The 16,720-nt window shown below is 39.4% G+C and carries 14 protein-coding genes, 1 tRNA gene, 1 rRNA gene, 1 other RNA gene and 1 other annotated feature; of the genes, 3 read left to right on the top strand and 14 right to left on the bottom strand.

From position 1 onward, the window contains the following. Positions 1 to 250: 250 nt before the first annotated feature. The 8 genes from KDN24_RS00155 to tadA all read right to left on the bottom strand — a co-directional run bounded on the left by KDN24_RS00155 (position 251) and on the right by tadA (position 6,962). A 16S ribosomal RNA gene (locus KDN24_RS00155) occupies positions 251 to 1,800 on the bottom strand. A 428-nt stretch (positions 1,801 to 2,228) separates the two neighbouring features. Next, positions 2,229 to 2,492: a pro-sigmaK processing inhibitor BofA family protein gene (locus tag KDN24_RS00150; protein ID WP_409970538.1), complete on the bottom strand. Its 264-nt coding sequence runs from the start codon at positions 2,490 to 2,492 to the stop codon at positions 2,229 to 2,231. 153 nt (positions 2,493 to 2,645) lie between these two features. Next, the gene (locus tag KDN24_RS00145; protein ID WP_409970539.1) at positions 2,646 to 2,861 is read right to left on the bottom strand and encodes a YaaL family protein; all 216 of its coding nucleotides are present in this window, start codon (positions 2,859 to 2,861) and stop codon (positions 2,646 to 2,648) included. 368 nt (positions 2,862 to 3,229) lie between these two features. Next, positions 3,230 to 3,826 carry a recombination mediator RecR gene (gene recR, locus KDN24_RS00140; RefSeq protein WP_409970540.1) on the bottom strand — a complete coding sequence of 199 codons (597 nt, stop codon included), beginning with the start codon at positions 3,824 to 3,826 and terminating at the stop codon, positions 3,230 to 3,232. Between the two features lie 88 nt (positions 3,827 to 3,914). Further along, entirely contained in the window at positions 3,915 to 4,241 is a 327-nt protein-coding gene (locus KDN24_RS00135; protein WP_525931278.1) for a YbaB/EbfC family nucleoid-associated protein, read from the bottom strand. A 26-nt stretch (positions 4,242 to 4,267) separates the two neighbouring features. Continuing rightward, positions 4,268 to 5,950 carry a DNA polymerase III subunit gamma/tau gene (dnaX, locus tag KDN24_RS00130; RefSeq protein ID WP_409970542.1) on the bottom strand — a complete coding sequence of 561 codons (1,683 nt, stop codon included), beginning with the start codon at positions 5,948 to 5,950 and terminating at the stop codon, positions 4,268 to 4,270. A gap of 125 nt (positions 5,951 to 6,075) precedes the next feature. After that, positions 6,076 to 6,340: signal recognition particle sRNA large type (ffs, locus tag KDN24_RS00125), an RNA gene on the bottom strand. 88 nt (positions 6,341 to 6,428) lie between these two features. After that, positions 6,429 to 6,962 (bottom strand): tRNA adenosine(34) deaminase TadA, encoded by a 534-nt coding sequence (gene tadA / locus KDN24_RS00120; protein WP_491348245.1) that lies wholly within the window; start codon positions 6,960 to 6,962, stop codon positions 6,429 to 6,431. A gap of 209 nt (positions 6,963 to 7,171) precedes the next feature. On the opposite strand from tadA, the gene KDN24_RS00115 reads away from it, so the two are divergent. The 3 genes from KDN24_RS00115 (at position 7,172) to KDN24_RS00105 (ending at position 9,933) form a co-directional block, all read left to right on the top strand. Next, positions 7,172 to 8,458, top strand: a complete 1,287-nt coding sequence (locus KDN24_RS00115; protein ID WP_409970543.1) for a LysM peptidoglycan-binding domain-containing protein — start codon at positions 7,172 to 7,174, stop codon at positions 8,456 to 8,458. Between the two features lie 168 nt (positions 8,459 to 8,626). Beyond that, positions 8,627 to 9,268 carry a deoxynucleoside kinase gene (locus KDN24_RS00110; protein ID WP_491348244.1) on the top strand — a complete coding sequence of 214 codons (642 nt, stop codon included), beginning with the start codon at positions 8,627 to 8,629 and terminating at the stop codon, positions 9,266 to 9,268. After that, positions 9,265 to 9,933: a deoxynucleoside kinase gene (locus tag KDN24_RS00105; RefSeq protein ID WP_409970545.1), complete on the top strand. Its 669-nt coding sequence runs from the start codon at positions 9,265 to 9,267 to the stop codon at positions 9,931 to 9,933. The genes KDN24_RS00110 and KDN24_RS00105 overlap by 4 nt, the downstream gene beginning before the upstream one ends. A 132-nt stretch (positions 9,934 to 10,065) precedes the next feature. Here the strand turns inward: KDN24_RS00105 and KDN24_RS00100 are convergent. The 6 genes from KDN24_RS00100 to guaB form a co-directional block, all read right to left on the bottom strand. After that, positions 10,066 to 10,158, bottom strand: a tRNA-Ser gene (locus KDN24_RS00100). A 214-nt stretch (positions 10,159 to 10,372) separates the two neighbouring features. Beyond that, entirely contained in the window at positions 10,373 to 11,653 is a 1,281-nt protein-coding gene (serS, locus tag KDN24_RS00095) for a serine--tRNA ligase (protein ID WP_409970546.1), read from the bottom strand. An 86-nt stretch (positions 11,654 to 11,739) separates the two neighbouring features. Continuing rightward, positions 11,740 to 11,960: a binding site (T-box leader), on the bottom strand. 103 nt (positions 11,961 to 12,063) lie between these two features. Then, positions 12,064 to 12,645, bottom strand: a complete 582-nt coding sequence (pdxT, locus tag KDN24_RS00090; protein WP_409970547.1) for a pyridoxal 5'-phosphate synthase glutaminase subunit PdxT — start codon at positions 12,643 to 12,645, stop codon at positions 12,064 to 12,066. Positions 12,646 to 12,656: 11 nt separating this feature from the next. Next, positions 12,657 to 13,538, bottom strand: coding sequence for a pyridoxal 5'-phosphate synthase lyase subunit PdxS (gene pdxS / locus KDN24_RS00085; protein ID WP_409970548.1), 882 nt, complete (start codon positions 13,536 to 13,538; stop codon positions 12,657 to 12,659). Between the two features lie 148 nt (positions 13,539 to 13,686). Next, a complete protein-coding gene (locus tag KDN24_RS00080; RefSeq protein ID WP_409970552.1) occupies positions 13,687 to 15,033 on the bottom strand; it encodes a D-alanyl-D-alanine carboxypeptidase family protein in 1,347 nt (448 codons plus the stop codon). 151 nt (positions 15,034 to 15,184) lie between these two features. Further along, entirely contained in the window at positions 15,185 to 16,651 is a 1,467-nt protein-coding gene (guaB, locus tag KDN24_RS00075) for an IMP dehydrogenase (protein WP_409970549.1), read from the bottom strand. Positions 16,652 to 16,720 lie beyond the last annotated feature (69 nt).

The following is a 16,720-nucleotide window of genomic DNA, read 5'->3' as shown; positions in this document are numbered from 1 at the left end:
TCAAGATTTTATTTTAAAATGTCAAAGAGAGGCTTACTCTCTCAAAACTGAACGAACAAATGACGTCTTTTTATGAAGTTTCCACTTCATATTGTCTAGCTTCGGCTCCTATCGACTAGTAGACTTCCTTCTTCTTCCTACGATAAGTCAACATCGTCTCGCTATCGCTTAACGTGTTTCCTTTATCTCGTCAGAAGCAGTCCAGTCTATACGTCGATGAACAGTCGCCTCAGCCTTTCATTTTCCTTAGAAAGGAGGTGATCCAGCCGCACCTTCCGATACGGCTACCTTGTTACGACTTCACCCCAATCATCTGTCCCACCTTAGGCGGCTGGCTCCAAAAGGTTACCCCACCGACTTCGGGTGTTACAAACTCTCGTGGTGTGACGGGCGGTGTGTACAAGGCCCGGGAACGTATTCACCGCGGCATGCTGATCCGCGATTACTAGCGATTCCGGCTTCATGCAGGCGAGTTGCAGCCTGCAATCCGAACTGAGAATGGTTTTATGGGATTGGCTTAACCTCGCGGTCTCGCAGCCCTTTGTTCCATCCATTGTAGCACGTGTGTAGCCCAGGTCATAAGGGGCATGATGATTTGACGTCATCCCCACCTTCCTCCGGTTTGTCACCGGCAGTCACCTTAGAGTGCCCAACTGAATGCTGGCAACTAAGATCAAGGGTTGCGCTCGTTGCGGGACTTAACCCAACATCTCACGACACGAGCTGACGACAACCATGCACCACCTGTCACTCTGTCCCCCGAAGGGGAAAGCCCTATCTCTAGGGTTGACAGAGGATGTCAAGACCTGGTAAGGTTCTTCGCGTTGCTTCGAATTAAACCACATGCTCCACCGCTTGTGCGGGCCCCCGTCAATTCCTTTGAGTTTCAGCCTTGCGGCCGTACTCCCCAGGCGGAGTGCTTAATGCGTTTGCTGCAGCACTAAGGGGCGGAAACCCCCTAACACTTAGCACTCATCGTTTACGGCGTGGACTACCAGGGTATCTAATCCTGTTCGCTCCCCACGCTTTCGCGCCTCAGTGTCAGTTACAGACCAGAAAGTCGCCTTCGCCACTGGTGTTCCTCCACATCTCTACGCATTTCACCGCTACACGTGGAATTCCACTTTCCTCTTCTGCACTCAAGTTCCCCAGTTTCCAATGACCCTCCCCGGTTGAGCCGGGGGCTTTCACATCAGACTTAAGGAACCACCTGCGCGCGCTTTACGCCCAATAATTCCGGACAACGCTTGCCACCTACGTATTACCGCGGCTGCTGGCACGTAGTTAGCCGTGGCTTTCTGGTTAGGTACCGTCAAGGTACCGGCAGTTACTCCGATACTTGTTCTTCCCTAACAACAGAGTTTTACGATCCGAAAACCTTCATCACTCACGCGGCGTTGCTCCGTCAGACTTTCGTCCATTGCGGAAGATTCCCTACTGCTGCCTCCCGTAGGAGTCTGGGCCGTGTCTCAGTCCCAGTGTGGCCGATCACCCTCTCAGGTCGGCTACGCATCGTTGCCTTGGTGAGCCGTTACCTCACCAACTAGCTAATGCGCCGCGGGCCCATCTGTAAGTGATAGCTAAAGCCATCTTTCAGCTTTTCCTCATGTGAGGAAAAGAGTTATCCGGTATTAGCTCCGGTTTCCCGAAGTTATCCCCGTCTTACAGGCAGGTTGCCCACGTGTTACTCACCCGTCCGCCGCTAACTTTTAGGAGCAAGCTCCCAAAAGTTCGCTCGACTTGCATGTATTAGGCACGCCGCCAGCGTTCGTCCTGAGCCAGGATCAAACTCTCCAATAAAGAGTTGATTAGCTCATAAATTGTCTTTTCAAAAAAGACTAAAAAATTAACGTTGACGTTTTTGTTCGTTCAGTTTTCAAAGAGCAAGTCAACTGATTTCAATTTACATCATGAATAACTTCTTCGAATCTACTTCGTGCTGCCTTGCGACGAGCTGAGGATTTACTTCCTCGAGTAATCTACGGCACAGGAGCAAGATTTTATTCAATCTGCAAACAATTTCAGTAAGTTATTTTTACCACATCGCCTAGAAGCGACCTTTTTAATATATCACTTACCACTTCTTTTGTCAACAACTTTTTTAACTTCTAATTACTTAGTTGTTTGTGACGACTTTTAATATACTATCACTTTAGAAACTTTCCGTCAATATCTTTTTTAAGAAAAAAATAAGGACAGCTACTGTAATAAAAAGCTGCCCCTTTTCATCACATCACCCATGTTTGCACAGCTACGAGTGCAAACAAACCTGGGATTCCTAAAAAACCTGAAACAGCAGCAGTTATAAAATTAATCGGTACATGAATACCATATTGGTTTCCAAATACATTTAAGAAAAATAAAAAAAGAGCACCAATAAGTAATTTAATAACTCCTTGTCCGATAAATCTAACTGGTTTCATAGGTGCACCAATAAATAGAAGTAATACAATTAGCCCACCTAAAATAGAAATAACGATAATTGGTTCCAAAATAATAAATCCTCCCCCTAGACAACTTGTACTATCAATTTATGAAATTGACATACAAAAAAGACCTAGAGAGAAGGATAGTCTTCAAATTTGCATCGCATATTTGAAGACTTCTATTAAAATATAAATAAGCTCAAACAGTGCTTTTACTTATTATCGTATTGTAATTTTCCGCTTTTTCACTTCTTTGAAAAGGAAAAAATATTTTGTTTCTGCCATTTTTGCCTGACTAATAGCTTCAGATGATGGTTCAAAGCTTCTTTCAACTAATTGCTTTTGATTGAACCATATATCTTTTAATTCATTCGCTTTATCTAAAAGCTTTTCATCGAATTCTTTCCGAAGCCAGCCCTTCTTGCGAAATAACATGATTCCGTGCCCCCATCAAATCAAATTCGCTTTTGCTGAATAAAGTGAAACTTCAATCAGTGGGGGTTTTCCGACGCACAGGATGTGCTAGTGTAGACATTGCGACAGGACATCGCTCATTTGGTCTGCCCTCATCCCCCACTGATTGTTAGTCACGCATAGCCTGATTGAATCTTCTAAGGGCTGAAGCCCAAAGAAAATTCTTATTTCACCAATCACGCTCATAACCCCACGTCTTGTGGCTTCGCCTGACTAGGACATCCTATCCGTCGCCGGACCTTTACTGGCAGTTGCTCTCCCACTTATACTACTTTGTTCCTCGCACCCTTGAAGTGGGAGTCTTACTGCCAGTTAAGAGTGGGATAAAGTTAAATTTCTCTTCTACCTTCCAAAGCTTTGGATAATGTCACTTCATCAGCATATTCTAGATCTCCGCCGACCGGTAGTCCATGAGCAATTCGTGTTGCTTTTATACCAGATGGCTTTAAGAGGCGTGAAATATACATGGCTGTTGCTTCACCCTCAATATTTGGGTTCGTTGCAAGAATTACTTCTTGAACCTCATCATTTTGTAGTCTTTTTAATAGATTCGGAATGTTAATATCCTCAGGGCCAATTCCATCCATCGGAGATATCGCTCCTTGCAGAACATGATAAAGGCCGTGGAATTCTTTCATTTTTTCCATTGCTATGACATCTTTCGGATCTTGAACAACACAAATAACTGTTCGATCCCTTCTCTGATCTTCACATATATAGCATGGATCTTGATCCGTAATATGTCCGCAAACAGAGCAATATGTTAAATTTCTTTTCGCATCAACTAACGCCTTTGCAAAATCTAACACCGTATCTTCTTTCATACTTAATATAAAAAAAGCCAGACGAGCGGCCGTTTTCGGGCCGATACCTGGCAATTTCATAAAGCTGTCAATTAGCTTTGATATCGGTTCAGGATAATGCATTTATTTTTTTCCTCCTATCAAATTCGCCGAAACAAATTTGTACCGAGATTTTATCAGCAGCCACGGAGGGCCTTAACTTCATTTGAAGTTAAAACATTCCTGGAAGATTCATACCTTTTGTAAACTGCCCCATTGTATTATTCGATAATTCATCTGCCTTTTTCAATGCATCATTTGTCGCTGCAAGTACAAGGTCTTGAAGCATTTCGATATCTTCTGGATCTACAACCTCTTCTTTAATGTTCACTTCTAATACTTCTTTATGACCTGAGACGATTACGGTAACCATTCCGCCTCCAGCTGTACCTTCAATTCTTTCCTCACCAAGCTTTTCTTGTGCTTCTACCATTTTCTTTTGCATTTTTTGCATTTGCTTCATCATATTTTGCATATTTCCCATTCCACCACGCATAATATTATTCCTCCTATTTTTAAACTTAATTAATCTTTTATTTCAATTAATTGATCGCCGAAAAGTTTTCTTGCTTCAGCTATTAATGGTTCTTCCTCATTTGAACCTGCATGACCTTCTGGATCATCATTTCGTTGATTTTGTAAAAAATCCTCTCTTACCTTCTGCCATTGCTCATCTGGAATCCCAATAATCTGCATTCGTTTTCCAAACAGCTCACTTATCATACTGGAAAATGCTTCTACAAATTTAGAATTATCCATTGCCATTTGGCAGTGAATTTCATGTTTAAATCTTATAATCACTGTATTTCCCGAAGCAGCAACTGGCTCTGCCTCATTTAACAGAGCAGCATGTGATGGCATTAGCCGCTCGCGTATTTCTCCCCAACGGCTTTTTATTGCAACTAAATCTGTTTTCGTCGCTTGTTTTAATGTTTCGTTCACTCTGCCAATAGGGGCTTGAAACGCATTTCGAGAAATCCTTTGTTGTTTTTTCTGTACTTCTGGTTGAGCAGCTTCATTAACCGTAATACCTTGATTTTTTAAGTGAGTTAATTCTTGCTCAAGATGTTCAATCTTCTGAAGCAATGGTTGAATATCATTAGAGATTATTTGTGTTTCTTTCCTTTCAAGCTGACATAATTTCATTATCGCTACTTCCAGGAAAATTCGCGGATGGTTCGTCCAACGCATTTCTTGTTGAGCTTTGTTGAGCACTTCAATTAAATCGTATAGTTCTTCCGAATTCAATTTGTTTGCTAATAATTGAAATTCATCATCGAGCAATACTCTTTCCAATGATTCCTCTAATCGTGGGGCTGCCTTATAAAGCAGCATATCCCGATAATAAAATATAAAGTCTTCAATAAACCTAGATGGGTCCTTCCCTTGAAAGAGTAGTTCTTCTAAATATTCCAATGCTAGTGCTGCATCTTTTTCCAGCACAGCTGTTGCTAATTTAGTAAGAAAACCTTGTGAAACTGCACCAGTAACCGTTAAAGCATCTTCAGTTGTCACTTGATCCTGACTGAACGAAATCGCTTGATCTAGAAGACTCAGTGCATCACGCATTCCGCCTTCAGCAGCCCTTGCAATGATATGTAGTGCCTGTTCATCACATTCAACACCAGTCTCATTAATTATGAGCCTCATCCTACCTACAATCGACTGAGCTGTAATTCGTTTGAAGTCAAAACGCTGACATCTTGAGATGATTGTTAACGGAATTTTATGGGGTTCTGTTGTTGCTAAAATAAAGATAACATGTTTCGGTGGTTCTTCAAGTGTTTTTAAAAGGGCATTAAAGGCTCCAATGGAAAGCATATGTACTTCGTCTACAATATAGACTTTGTATTTTACTGAGTTCGGTGCGTATTTCACCTTATCACGAATATCTCTAATTTCTTCCACACCGTTGTTTGAGGCTGCATCAATTTCAATAACATCTGAGATTGAGCCATCTGTAATCCCTTTGCACGAAGGGCACTCATTGCAAGGCTCATTGACAGGCGACCGTTCACAGTTAACGGCTTTTGCTAAAATCTTTGCTGCGCTCGTTTTACCAGTTCCACGTGGGCCCGAAAATAAATATGCATGAGAGATTTTTTGTTGTAGCAGGGCGTTTTGCAATGTCTTTGTTACATGCTCCTGTCCAACAACATCTATAAAGCTTTGCGGACGCCAAACACGATATAAAGCCTGATAACTCATTGACACGCCCCTTCCTTTTTATTCTCTTCAACCATTATACCTTATCCATTTTCCTTTTTACAAAAAGAATCATACAAAAAACTCATCCCTGCATGAGATGAGTTTTGTTTATTATAGTTAAACTGCCGTGCACCTTCCTTTGACTGACGCCCATAAGCGTTACTTAAGCAGTTAGCTCGGCCCAGGCAACCCTGCGGCACATGAGATGGTCCACTTAATGCTGCTTCCTTCCGGACCTGACATGGTTCATGGATTCCCATTGCGCAGGACCCAGGCGTCAACACCACTTACTTAAGGCAGACCCTACAGGACATCAGCCTCGGGAAGGGATTCAGTCTCGCTAGAGCGGATTGCGAGTTCAGGGCACCGCTACCTCCCCACCTAGCACGGCAAAGTTGAAACCTTATTTAGTTGCGCCGTATATGACGCATATATAAGTATACTCATATTACTAACAAAAATCAATTCCTAATCATTGTCAATTCTTGTCTGATTCGGCTAAAGCTTCTTTTTTTATTGCTTTCTCTATCTTTTTCCGTTCGCGTAAATTTTTAAAAAATGCTGATAATAATTCTCCACATTCTTCTTCAAGTACTCCTGCTACAACCTCACTCATATGATTGAACCGTTCATCTTGCAGAAGATTCATTAAAGTTCCCGCACAGCCGCCTTTCGGATCCTTTGCACCATATACAACCTTTTTTATCCGAGAAAGCATAATTGCTCCTGAACACATCGAGCATGGTTCAAGTGTGACGTACAGTTCAGCATTTTCTAATCTCCACGTCCCCATATGCTTACAAGCTTGGTCAATGGCAAGTAATTCGGCATGAGCAATCGCATTTTGGGCTGATTCTCGCAAATTATGCGCCCTTGCTATTATTTCTCCATTTAAAACAATAACAGCTCCTATAGGGACTTCATTCATTTGTTCTGCCCTTTTTGCTTCATTTATCGCCTCAAGCATATATTTTTCATCTGAAAGCTCCGCTTGTAACATCAATTCTTTCATTCTCCTTCTAAATTCCTTGATTAATTATATCATTTCTTTGATTACTCATTCATAAAATAGTTGAAAGTGTACTTATTTAAGGAAAAGCTAAAGGCAGCTAATACAAGGGTGACAAACTAAGCGAGTAGACTCTCTAAACCTACATAGGACATATGTTATGAACAAATGAAGCCCATCACTGCCAAAGCTTCATATAAGGAGGAAATAGCTTGCAAATTCATGTTGTTCAACAAAATCAATCTTTAGCGGGAATCGCGCAGGCATATGGAACAACTGTTAATGATCTTGTTGAAGCTAACGAAATTCCTAATCCCAATAATCTTGTTGTCGGGCAGGCGCTTGTCATTCCAATCGTTGGCCAATTTTATTGGGTCCAAAGAGGAGATAGTCTTTATTCTATTTCAAGGAAATTTGGTTTAACTTATCAAGAGCTCGCAGCCGTTAATAAAATTTCTGTGAATCAGCCACTTCAAATTGGTCTTAGACTTTATATTCCACCAGGTCCAAAATCAAATGCGGAATTTAATGCTTATGTTGAACCTCGAGGAACGACGGTTGCCCCCGCTCTAGAAAGAAGCGCTAGGGATGCAGCACCATATTTAACTTACTTAGCTCCATTTAGCTTTCAAGCACTTCGTGATGGCTCATTAAAGGAACCGCTTCTAAATAATTTCCCCGCTATCGCTCAAGCAAATAATAATGTTTTAATGATGGTGATCACAAATCAAGAAAACGATCAATTTAGTGCGGAGCTTGGAGAAATCCTCCTTAATAATATTGCTATTCAAGATACATTCATTAATAATATTGTCACAACAGCAAAAAAATATGGATTTAAAGATATTCACTTTGACTTTGAGCATTTACGCCCTGTAGACCGTGAAGCATATAATCGTTTTCTGAGAAAAGCAAGAACACGTATAAAGCAAGAAGGCTGGTTCATCTCGACGGCATTAGCCCCAAAAACCAGCGCTACTCAACAAGGTGAATGGTATGAGGCTCATGACTATAAAGCACATGGGGAAATTGTTGATTTCGTTGTCATTATGACATATGAATGGGGTTATAGCGGGGGCCCAGCCATGGCTGTTTCACCAATTGGGCCTGTTAGACAAGTTTTACAATATGCAATTACAGAAATACCTCCTTCCAAAATATTAATGGGGCAAAACTTATATGGTTATGATTGGACATTGCCTTTTGTCCAAGGTACTGTTGCAAAAGCTGTAAGCCCACAACAAGCCATTCAGCTTGCAGCTACGAATAATGTCGCCATTCAATATGATCAAAAAGCACAGGCTCCTTTCTTTAACTATACAGACAGCGCTGGAAAGAAACATGAGGTTTGGTTTGAGGATGCCCGTTCAATTCAAGCAAAATTCAACTTAATCAAAGAACTTAAACTTAGAGGCATGAGCTATTGGAAGCTTGGTCTTTCCTTTCCACAAAACTGGCTATTAATTGTTGATAATTTTAATGTCGTAAAAAGAGGATAAATTTTTATTTTAAAACAACTGTTCATTTCGACAGTTGTTTTTTCATTGACTTTTTCCTTCATAAATTCCATCCCACCTATTCAATAGTATGGTAAAATTATTGTTGCTGTGAAATTATCGGAGTTTATAAAAAACAAGCATCATGTAAGAAGAGGTAGGAGGACAAATATGGGGGAAACACCTTTTATAACAGTAGAGGGACCAATTGGCATTGGAAAAACATCTCTTGCAAAAGCGATTTCGGATCATTTTCAATATGAGCTTCTAAAAGAAATCGTTGATGAAAATCCATTTTTGGGGAAGTTCTATGAAAACATTGAAGAATGGAGTTTTCAAACGGAAATGTTCTTTCTCTGCAATCGCTATAAACAACTCGCTGATATAAGCAAACATTTTTTATTGAAAAATAAACCTGTTGTTGCAGATTATCATATATTTAAAAATTTAATTTTTGCTAAGCGTTCATTAAATGCTAGTGAATACGAAAAATATTTAAAAATTTATGAGATTTTAACTACCGATATTCCTAGGCCAAATTTAATCATTTATTTACATGCTAGTTTAGATACGATTTTACATCGGATTAAACTTAGAGATAGAGAAATTGAAAAAAATATTAGCCCTATTTATTTGGAGCAATTATCTATTGATTATGAAGAGGCAATCAGCACATTCGAACAACAGAACCCTAGCATCCCTGTGCTTCGTTTCAATGGTGATGATTTAGATTTTGTCAAAAATAACAATGACCTACAACATATCCTTAATACTTTATCCACTCACATAAGAAAGAGGAGCATTCAATCATGAACACGAGAAACAAATATGGGATTCCTGCAAACTCTGTCATTACGATTGCTGGTACAGTTGGTGTAGGAAAATCTACGATGACAAACGCGCTAGCAAAGGCACTTAATTTCCATACTTCTTTTGAAAAAGTTGATACAAATCCATACTTAGATAAGTTTTATACTGACTTTGACCGCTGGAGCTTTCATTTGCAAATCTATTTTTTAGCAGAACGTTATAAGGAGCAAAAGCGAATCTTTGAATATGGCGGAGGTTTCGTTCAGGATCGATCGATATATGAAGATACAGGAATTTTTGCGAAAATGCATTATGAAAAAGGGACAATGTCAAAAGTTGATTATGAAACATATACAAGCTTGTTTGAGGCAATGGTGATGACACCTTATTTTCCACACCCAGATCTTCTTATTTATTTAGATGGCTCTCTTGATGATATTCTAGCACGCATTAAAGAAAGAGGAAGACCTATGGAGCAGCAAACTCCAGTTGAATATTGGCAAGAAATGCACAGTCGCTATGAAAATTGGATTAATTCTTTTAATGCTTGTCCTGTTCTTCGGTTAGATATTAATGATTATGATATCTTAAATAATGGTGATTCTGTTGAACCGATTATTGAACGGATTGCAGATTTTCTTCAACAAACAAAATTACTGAAAAAATAGTCGCTAAATGAAGCGACTATTTTTTTATGCTAGCCGCTTCACTTCGGCAAAGATAAAGAAATAAAAAAAATCGTTACCATAGCAGTAACGATTTCATCTCCAATTTATGCGCATGATCGATATTAATTAGAATGGCGGAGGAAGAGGGATTCGAACCCCCGCGCGGTTTAACCCGCCTGTCGGTTTTCAAGACCGATCCCTTCAGCCGGACTTGGGTATTCCTCCGTATCGACAAAAAATAATATACCATTTTATTTAATTGAAGTCAATCGTTTTTAGGAAATTTTCTTTTTGAAGAATTTTACGTTCAGATTTTGATTGATCGAAGTATGAATTCCTACCATATTCGTCACATAGCAAACAGGCTGCGACATAAATGATCATTTTTTCTGAGCGGGTATTTCCCGCTCAGATGAAGTTAAGTCATACTTTATATAGATTACTCTGGTTTAATTACATCCTTGTTGCCCATGTATGGACGTAATACTTCTGGAATCACGACACTTCCATCTTCCTGCTGATAGTTTTCTAAAATGGCTGCAACAGTTCGACCAACTGCTAAACCAGAGCCATTTAAAGTATGAACATACTCTGGCTTTCCTTTCGGATCACGTCTGAAACGAATATTAGCACGGCGAGCCTGGAAGCTTTCAAAGTTACTGCAAGAAGAAATTTCTCTATACGTGTTATAGCTTGGGAGCCACACTTCAATGTCATATTTTTTCGCGGCTGTAAATCCAAGATCACCTGTACACATACTCATCACCCGGTATGGGAGATTCAATAGCTGCAATACTTTCTCAGCATCCTTCGTTAATTTCTCTAGTTCTTCATAAGATTCTTCTGGCTTTACAAATTTAACAAGCTCTACTTTATTAAATTGATGCTGGCGAATAAGTCCTCGTGTGTCACGTCCAGCAGAACCTGCCTCAGAGCGGAAGCATGCACTAAATGCTGCATATTTAATTGGAAGGTCCTCACCATTCATAATTTCATCACGATGCATATTTGTAACTGGAACCTCTGCAGTTGGGATTAAGAAATAGTCCTCGCTCTCAATAAGGAAGGCATCTTCTTCGAACTTTGGTAGCTGTCCTGTACCTGTCATACTTGCACGATTCACCAAGTATGGTGGTAAAACTTCTTTATAGCCATGCTCGTCACTGTGCAAATCAAGCATAAAGCTAAATAATGCACGTTCTAAGCGAGCACCAAGTCCTTGATAGAATGCAAATCGACTGCCTGTAACCTTTCCAGCCCGTTCAAAATCAACGATATTTAAATGACTAGCAATGTCCCAATGTGGCTTTGCCTCAAATTCGAATTGACGAATATCTCCCCATTTCCATGCTTCGATATTATCATCCTCGGTTTCCCCAACCGGTACACTCTCATGAGGAATGTTTGGAATACTAAGTAATAATAAATCTAGTTCTTCTTCAACAACTCTTAACTCATCATCAAGCACCTTAATTTGGTCGCCAACTTCTCTCATCTCTACAATCAATGCGTCTGCATCTTTTTTATCGCGCTTTAAGGCAGCTACTTGCTGTGACACTTCATTCCGTTTGCTTTTTAATTGTTCAGCCTTAACAATTAATTCACGTCTTTTGCTATCGAGATCTTCAAATTTACCAAGATCAGATAGATCTTCACCACGGTACTTTAGCTTATCCTTCACTTCTTCAAAATTGGCTCTTAAATACTTAATATCCAACATAGTAAAACCTCCTTTTTTTATTTACAGTTAACATAACAATGAACTTAATAAAAACTTTTTGGGAACACAAAAAACTCCCGTCCCTAAAAAGGGACGAGAGTTACCCGCGTTGCCACCCTAGTTGAAAGCATTGCTTTCCACCTTAACATACGTAACGGTTTTGACCGAAAGTATTTACTTGCCCTTAAAATGGCGTTCCATACTTTTGCTCGAGGATGGATTCACATGTTTCATTCGCTGATTCCCACCAACCATCAGCTCTCTTAAGAACAAAAATCATGTTACTATTTCCTCTCATCGCTTTTACCTATTCAAATTAGTAATTTTTAATGTACTACAATTGTCGGCCATTTTCAACTATAATATACAAAGAATTTCCCTAAAGAATAATAGACTTTTTCCGAAAATAGTTAATTTTCCTTTGCTTCTTTAACCATATTAATAAAATAAGCTGTCATACGATAATCATCGGTCAATTCTGGATGAAAAGAACAGCCTAATATATTTCCTTCACGGGCTGCAACGATACGATCATGGTGCTTTGCAAGAATTTCTACGTTTTCCCCTACTTGAACAATATGAGGACCACGGATAAAAACCGCTGTAAAATCATCTGCCACACCTGCAATGTCTAGCTCCACTTCAAAGCTTTCCCTTTGCCGTCCGAATGAATTTCTTTCGACCTTCACATCCATTACTCCGATATGTGGCTCATCATAACCAACAATATCTTTTGCAAGTAGGATTAAACCCGCACAAGTTCCAAACATCGGCTTCCCTGTAGAAGCAAAGCTTTTGAGACTGTCCATGAAGTCATACTGATCAATTAATTTGCGCATTGTCGTACTTTCTCCACCCGGAAGAATCAAGCCATCTACATCTTCAAGTTGTTCCTTCTGTTTAATAACAACTGCCTCAGCACCACATTCCTCAATAGAATGAACGTGCTCCCGAACTGCACCTTGGAGGCCAAGAACCCCTACTTTTATCATATTAATTCTCCTTACCAGCCGCGCTCCTGCATCCGTGCTTCTGGTGCTAATGAAGAGATTTCAATCCCTTTCATTGGCGCCCCAAGCTCTTTTGAAAGCTCTGCAATTAATTTATAATCTTGATAATGTGTCGTAGCTTCTACAATTGCTTTTGCAAATTTTGCTGGATTCTCAGATTTAAAAATACCTGATCCTACAAATACTCCATCAGCACCTAATTGCATCATTAACGCCGCATCAGCAGGTGTAGCTACACCACCAGCCGCGAAATTAACAACTGGTAAGCGACCAAGTTTTTTAATTTCCACTAAAAGCTCAAAAGGTGCGCCTAAAAGCTTTGCTTCTGTCATAAGCTCATCTTCATTCATTCCTACAACCTTGCGAACTTGAGCGTTTACCTTTCGAATATGACGTACTGCCTCAACAATATTCCCTGTACCAGGCTCACCTTTCGTACGAAGCATAGCTGCTCCTTCACCGATGCGACGCGCTGCTTCTCCTAGATCACGACAGCCGCAAACAAATGGAACCGTATATTCTTTTTTATATAAATGAAATTCTTCATCTGCAGGAGTTAAAACTTCACTTTCATCTATGTAATCTACTCCCATAGCTTCAAGAACACGTGCTTCCACAATATGTCCAATCCGGCATTTTGCCATTACTGGAATCGTAACAGCATTCATAACCTCTTCCATAATACGAGGATCTGCCATTCTCGCTACGCCGCCTGCCGCACGAATGTCTGATGGCACTCTTTCTAATGCCATTACTGCAACTGCGCCCGCTTCTTCAGCAATTCTTGCTTGCTCAGCATTCACAACGTCCATAATGACGCCGCCTTTTTGCATTTCTGCCATTCCACGTTTAACCCGATCTGTACCTGTTTTCATTGTAATCTCCCTTCATTAATACCAATTGCCCAATTTGAAATGTCTAAATAAGGAAAAAAATGTATTAAAACAATCGGAATAATTCCCTTTCCTTAATGAAACTAAACAACAAAAAAGTGCTCCTGTCAATACAGGAGCACCTATTTCCTTAAAACCAGCTTTTAACAGTTGAGGAAATGCTACCCCATAGATTTCCAAAAAAGCTTCCAATGCCACGCATCATTAATACAAACCAGTTCGCTTTCTCAACATCTTGTGCAGCTACTACATCTACTTGAATGTTATCTTTCCCATTATCAGTTAAAAACTCTATAGCTTGATCTTTTTCTACTTTAATTGTTAACGTACCAACTTTTTCTCCTTTTTTAATCGGAGCTGTCAATTCACCTTTGTCGTTTAGCTTCTTTTTATCAAGAACAAGACTAGGTTTATAGTTTTCTTTTTCCCCATTTTTAACAACCATTGTAATAGGATCTTTCGTTTGAATCTTTACTTTATCTTCTTTTCCTTTAGTCACTGGCAATGTTTTCTTGCCTTTTACTTGATAATTTTCAGGAAAAAGCTCCTCTTTTCCAAAATTACTAAAAGCATAATCAAACATTTTTTGTGTTTCATCAAAACGAGATTTATATGTGCTTTTTCCATTGCCATCTTTAGCATTCATTACAACAGTAATATAACGAGTACCATTTCGAATAGCTGTTCCAGTAAAGCATAGTCCAGCAAAATCTGTTGTTCCCGTCTTTAATCCGTCAACCCCTTCGTAGCCATAGACAAGACTTGGAAGCATCCAATTCCAGTTTTGCATATCAATCTTATCGTCAGTGCCTTCTCTAAAGGTCATCTTCGGAATGCTTGTCGTTTCTAATACTTCAGGGAAATCACTAATTAAACGTGAAGCTAAACGAGCTGTCCCTCTAGCAGACATCACATTTTCTTCATCCTCTGCTCCAACAGAATGGTAGCCTTTTAAGTTTGAGTTATTTAGCCCTGTTGAATTGACGAATTTATAATCTTTTAAACCTAGTTCATTAGCTTTATCATTCATCATTTTCACAAAATTTGCTTCTGATCCAGCTATTGTTTCAGCAATGGCAATTGTTGCTGCATTTGCTGAGTAAATCGTCATCGCTTGATAAAGTTCACGAATATTATATTTCCCATCTCTACGCAATGGTACATTTGATAAACTAGTATCATGTGATATTTTCCAAACATATTCGCTTACAGCGTATTCTTGTTCCCATTTCACACGCCCTTGCTTAATCGCTTCCAGTAATAAATACTCCGTCATCATTTTTGTCATACTTGCAATACCAAGAACTTGATCCGGATTTTTAGAATAAAGAACTCTTCCTGTCTCCGCTTCTACTAAAATAGCTGCATCTGCATTAATATTTAAACCAGCAGCTTCTGCATGAGCCTTATTTACATTTGGAAAAAGCCCGAACACCATAATTAATGCGAGGAATCCAGCAACATACTTACGATACATAATTCTTTTCAAAATAAAGCCCTCCAACATTTTTTTACGCTTTTGTTATTTTAACATAACTCAAACTTAAAAAATAGATAGAGGAATTACCTATTATTTCCCTACTTAAATGAAATTAGCAGAGAAAACAAGTTTTCTCTGCTAAAAAATTTTATGATAAAGAATAATTTGGTGCTTCTTTCGTAATTTGCACATCATGTGGATGGCTCTCTCTTAAACCTGCACCAGTCATTTTAATAAATTGTGCTTTTTCTCTTAGTTCTGTTAAATCTTTTGTACCACAATAGCCCATTCCAGAGCGTAAGCCCCCGACAAGCTGGTAAATCGTATCTGCTAAAGGCCCTTTGTAAGGAAGGCGGCCTTCAATTCCCTCAGGTACAAATTTCTTATTATCTTCTTGGAAATAACGGTCTTTTGAGCCTTTCTCCATAGAAGTAACAGAACCCATTCCACGGTATACTTTAAAACGGCGGCCTTGGAAAATTTCTGTTTCTCCTGGACTTTCAGATACTCCCGCTAATAAACTTCCAAGCATAACTGCATGTCCACCAGCAGCAAGAGCCTTTACAATGTCACCCGAATATTTGATACCACCGTCCGCAATAATGGCTTTTCCATGTTTTCTTGCCTCAGTTGCACAATCATAAACGGCTGTAATTTGTGGAACCCCTACTCCAGCAACAACCCTAGTTGTACAAATGGAACCAGGTCCAATTCCAACTTTAACAACATCTGCACCTGCTTCAATTAAATCTTTCGTTGCTTCCGCTGTCGCAACATTTCCTGCAATGATAGCTAATTCTGGGAAATTTGTGCGAATTTCTCTTACCGTATCCAGTACACCCTTTGAATGTCCATGAGCCGTATCAATCACAATCACATCAACATGCGATTTTACAAGCATCTCTACACGTTTTACCGTATCTTTAGTAACCCCAACAGCTGCACCTACTAATAGGCGGCCTGAATGATCTTTAGCTGAATATGGGAATTCAATTACCTTTTCAATATCTTTAATTGTAATTAACCCTTTAAGAATTCCATCTTTATCTACGAGAGGAAGTTTTTCGATCTTATGTTTTTGAAGTATACTCTCAGCTTCTTCTAATGTCGTTCCAACTGGTGCTGTTACGAGATTTTCCTTCGTCATTACATCAGAAATAATAATGGAGTAATCAGAAATAAAGCGAAGGTCACGATTCGTTAATATTCCCACTAACTTTTGCTCTTCATGGTTATTTACAATCGGAACACCAGAAATGCGATATTTGCTCATTAAATGTTCAGCATCATACACTTGCTGCTCTGGGGTTAAGAAAAATGGGTCAGAAATAACACCGCTTTCTGAACGTTTTACCTTATCTACCTGTTCAGCTTGCTGCTCAATAGACATATTCTTATGGATAATTCCTAGTCCACCTTGGCGAGCCATCGCAATCGCCATTTCCGCTTCCGTAACAGTATCCATCCCTGCACTTATGATTGGAATATTAAGCTTAATTTTCTCAGTTAAATGAATACTCAAACTTACATCACGTGGAAGGACCTCTGATTTAGCAGGTACAAGTAGTACATCATCAAATGTTAAACCTTCTTTAACAAATTTACTTTCCCACATTTTTTTACCCCCTTGACAGAAAATATTATTAGTAGGTTATCAATTGGACAAAATACTGTCAAGGACTGA

The sequence above is a fragment of the Cytobacillus sp. Bva_UNVM-123 genome (genome assembly GCF_046351715.2).
GTDB lineage: Bacteria > Bacillota > Bacilli > Bacillales > Cytobacillaceae > Cytobacillus.
The sequence above is the reverse complement of the archived record's forward strand: the minus strand, read 5'-3'. Positions and strand labels throughout refer to the sequence as shown.

What these genes read in the sequence shown, in the direction of transcription:
- KDN24_RS00145 (WP_409970539.1), bottom strand. Translation starts at nt 2,861, where the DNA reads ATGTTATTTCGCAAGAAGGGCTGGCTTCGGAAAGAATTCGATGAAAAG.
- recR (WP_409970540.1), bottom strand. Translation starts at nt 3,826, where the DNA reads ATGCATTATCCTGAACCGATATCAAAGCTAATTGACAGCTTTATGAAA.
- dnaX (WP_409970542.1), bottom strand. Translation starts at nt 5,950, where the DNA reads ATGAGTTATCAGGCTTTATATCGTGTTTGGCGTCCGCAAAGCTTTATA.
- tadA (WP_491348245.1), bottom strand. Translation starts at nt 6,962, where the DNA reads ATGAAAGAATTGATGTTACAAGCGGAGCTTTCAGATGAAAAATATATG.
- KDN24_RS00110 (WP_491348244.1), top strand. Translation starts at nt 8,627, where the DNA reads ATGGGGGAAACACCTTTTATAACAGTAGAGGGACCAATTGGCATTGGA.
- KDN24_RS00105 (WP_409970545.1), top strand. Translation starts at nt 9,265, where the DNA reads ATGAACACGAGAAACAAATATGGGATTCCTGCAAACTCTGTCATTACG.
- serS (WP_409970546.1), bottom strand. Translation starts at nt 11,653, where the DNA reads ATGTTGGATATTAAGTATTTAAGAGCCAATTTTGAAGAAGTGAAGGAT.
- pdxT (WP_409970547.1), bottom strand. Translation starts at nt 12,645, where the DNA reads ATGATAAAAGTAGGGGTTCTTGGCCTCCAAGGTGCAGTTCGGGAGCAC.
- pdxS (WP_409970548.1), bottom strand. Translation starts at nt 13,538, where the DNA reads ATGAAAACAGGTACAGATCGGGTTAAACGTGGAATGGCAGAAATGCAA.
- KDN24_RS00080 (WP_409970552.1), bottom strand. Translation starts at nt 15,033, where the DNA reads ATGTATCGTAAGTATGTTGCTGGATTCCTCGCATTAATTATGGTGTTC.
- guaB (WP_409970549.1), bottom strand. Translation starts at nt 16,651, where the DNA reads ATGTGGGAAAGTAAATTTGTTAAAGAAGGTTTAACATTTGATGATGTA.